The organism is Bartonella sp. SD1336NMGDW (assembly GCF_042193565.1).
Taxonomy (GTDB): domain Bacteria; phylum Pseudomonadota; class Alphaproteobacteria; order Rhizobiales; family Rhizobiaceae; genus Bartonella; species Bartonella grahamii.
The window spans coordinates 1-2,148 of the sequence record NZ_JBHILW010000055.1 but is presented as its reverse complement, the minus strand read 5'-3'; the positions used below and the strand labels follow the sequence as shown (position 1 = coordinate 2,148).

The following is a 2,148-nucleotide window of genomic DNA, read 5'->3' as shown; positions in this document are numbered from 1 at the left end:
TGTCCTGTTTCAACGGCTCCTGTATTAAAACCACTCTTGCGTTTTTCAGGTGGGGTATTTGTAACCACTACTGTATCAACCATTTTTTTTTGCACGTGCATTGGTTTCATCGGTAAAGGTTTTAATCGTCTCCGTTGAAGTTTTGTTGATTGAAACATTAAAGCCTAGCTTTTCTTTCATCCAAATTAGGCATCTAGCTGGTTAATTTGCTTATCATGCCGCTAAACCATTCGGACAGGGCTTGCCACTTGCTTTTGATGCCGTCTCACAAGCTACCAATGAGATCGGATTTTATCTCCAAAAATGCATGCAACTCACGAGCATTTACTGTTTGAACGGTATCCTGCTCAATAATTTGTTCTTTAATTCCTATAAGGGTATTCATAAAGGACTCCTAGTTTTTAGACGTTTCTTAATGACACTCTAAAAGAGCTCTGGGTGCTAAGAAACATGGGCAACTAGCTCGTCCGTTACATTTTCCCCGTAAAAGGGTCTTGTATAGTGTAACTACATCTTACAAAGTCATTATATGGGTGTAACATACAACGAGTCAAAACTTTAATTGGCGAAGAAGATATTGTTCCAGCAATCCGTTCGCTCATTGCTTTAAAGTGTTTCTTAGGTACCTGATTCGATTATTCATATCGCTGTAATAATGTCACGCAGTAATATCACTTTTTTCTAAAATTATAAGCACATCTTTACTTTATTTGTCGACTCACTTTAAATTTTTCGGCTTAGTTTTTTATTTATAGTGAAGGGGAAAATAATGCTCAATACGCTTGATACAATTGCGGTGATCGTATGCTTGTTATTATTCCCAGTGATGTTTGTCGGACTTGTTTTAGTGTGTATAAAAAAATGGCGGAAAAACGGATTGAAAACTCTTGGTATTGGAGTTTTATTATTTCTCGGCTCTGCAATATTAGGTGCGTTTTTTTTGCACAAACTCGAACCAGATCAAGTTACATACAATAATGAAATTTTTTCCTCCTCCTCGACTTTATTAACATATGTTGCTACTCAAAATGAAAGCGTGAAACATGTACTACCTGAGAATACTGATAAGAAAAGTATCCATGTTCAAGACAAAAAGTCAGACGAAAATGATGGTCTAGGTTTTTGGGGATGGTTCAGGTTAATTTTCTTTGCATGTATTGCTTTGTCTATTTTTGTTCATTGGCAAGATAAACGCAAAAAACGTTTTAAAGAAAAAGTTTCAGAGCAGGTTTTAATACCTCCCCCCCATATCCACCCTTCTTCTGATTTATCAGTTGTTAATAAAATGTCGCCGGAACTTGAAAAAAAGCGGTTAGAAAAGAGGGTACAGATCTTTCTCCTTTGTGTTCTGTTGAGTGGAGGCATTGTGGTAACAGTAACTATTACACCATGGTTATTACTACCCATTCTTATTGTTTTAATTTTTGTTATTATTGCCTATCGTGAGGCGAAAAAGGAAAAAAACTTTGAGCAAGAAGTTGCTTTGTGGCAATCAGATATTCCTCCCTCTAATTTTGAGGAAGCATGTGAAATGTTTCAAGAACTTGACGCAAGTGAATATGATTATCGTTTAGCAAAAAATGAAAAACTGTTGGGAGTTCAAGAACGCGTTACCTTCAATATTGGCGAAAAGACTCCAGCTTTAGGACGTCTTTTAGTAACAAACCAAGCTATTGTATTTGTAAGCCCTGAAGATAATGAAAGGACTACTTGGGCAGGAATTGCATCAGTCACTATAACATACCAAAGATGTCACATCAGTCACCGTACTGGCTCACCATGGAGTTACCGATTTAGTGCCATTCCAAATCCAAGGTTTGTAGCAGTAATTCGGGCTCTTGGGCAGCCTTATTAATTTTTAAACACACAAGATAAAGATACGTCCATTTTTTATCTCCCGCAAGATAAGCTTATACATACCGGATTCTGAAGCTTGTACATCTATCACAATGAAATGCTCTTGAGAAGAGGGCGCTTTGCTGTTTTCAGGAGAGAGGACCACAATACTATCTTGAGGTTTTGGTGGTAAACCCCCGATGTCATTGATACAAAGATCAAGTTCCTTTCTTGGAATTGTGGTGGGGATTCTGCCACCGGCGTCCGATTCTGAATGCTTAATGCCGTAAATCGCTGTAATCCGAAAAGATT

General features: G+C 37.6%; 2 protein-coding genes and 2 pseudogenes. 1 reads left to right on the top strand and 3 read right to left on the bottom strand.

What is annotated here, in order from left to right; genetic code table 11:
- Positions 1–265: pseudogene (locus ACFIKH_RS08965) on the bottom strand (phage tail protein); the annotation flags it as partial.
- Positions 266–286: 21 nt separating this feature from the next.
- Positions 287–385: pseudogene (locus tag ACFIKH_RS08960) on the bottom strand (phage antirepressor Ant); the annotation flags it as partial.
- A gap of 384 nt (positions 386–769) precedes the next feature.
- Here ACFIKH_RS08960 and ACFIKH_RS08955 point away from each other — a divergent pair.
- Positions 770–1,855 carry a hypothetical protein gene (locus ACFIKH_RS08955; RefSeq protein WP_375671517.1) on the top strand — a complete coding sequence of 362 codons (1,086 nt, stop codon included), beginning with the start codon at positions 770–772 and terminating at the stop codon, positions 1,853–1,855.
- 3 nt (positions 1,856–1,858) lie between these two features.
- Here the strand turns inward: ACFIKH_RS08955 and ACFIKH_RS08950 are convergent.
- A partial coding sequence (locus ACFIKH_RS08950) for a hypothetical protein (protein ID WP_375671516.1) occupies positions 1,859–2,148 on the bottom strand: 290 nt, incomplete at its 5' end.

Coding starts and splice junctions, on each gene's coding strand:
- ACFIKH_RS08955 (WP_375671517.1), top strand. CDS start 770: ATGCTCAATACGCTTGATACAATTGCGGTGATCGTATGCTTGTTATTA.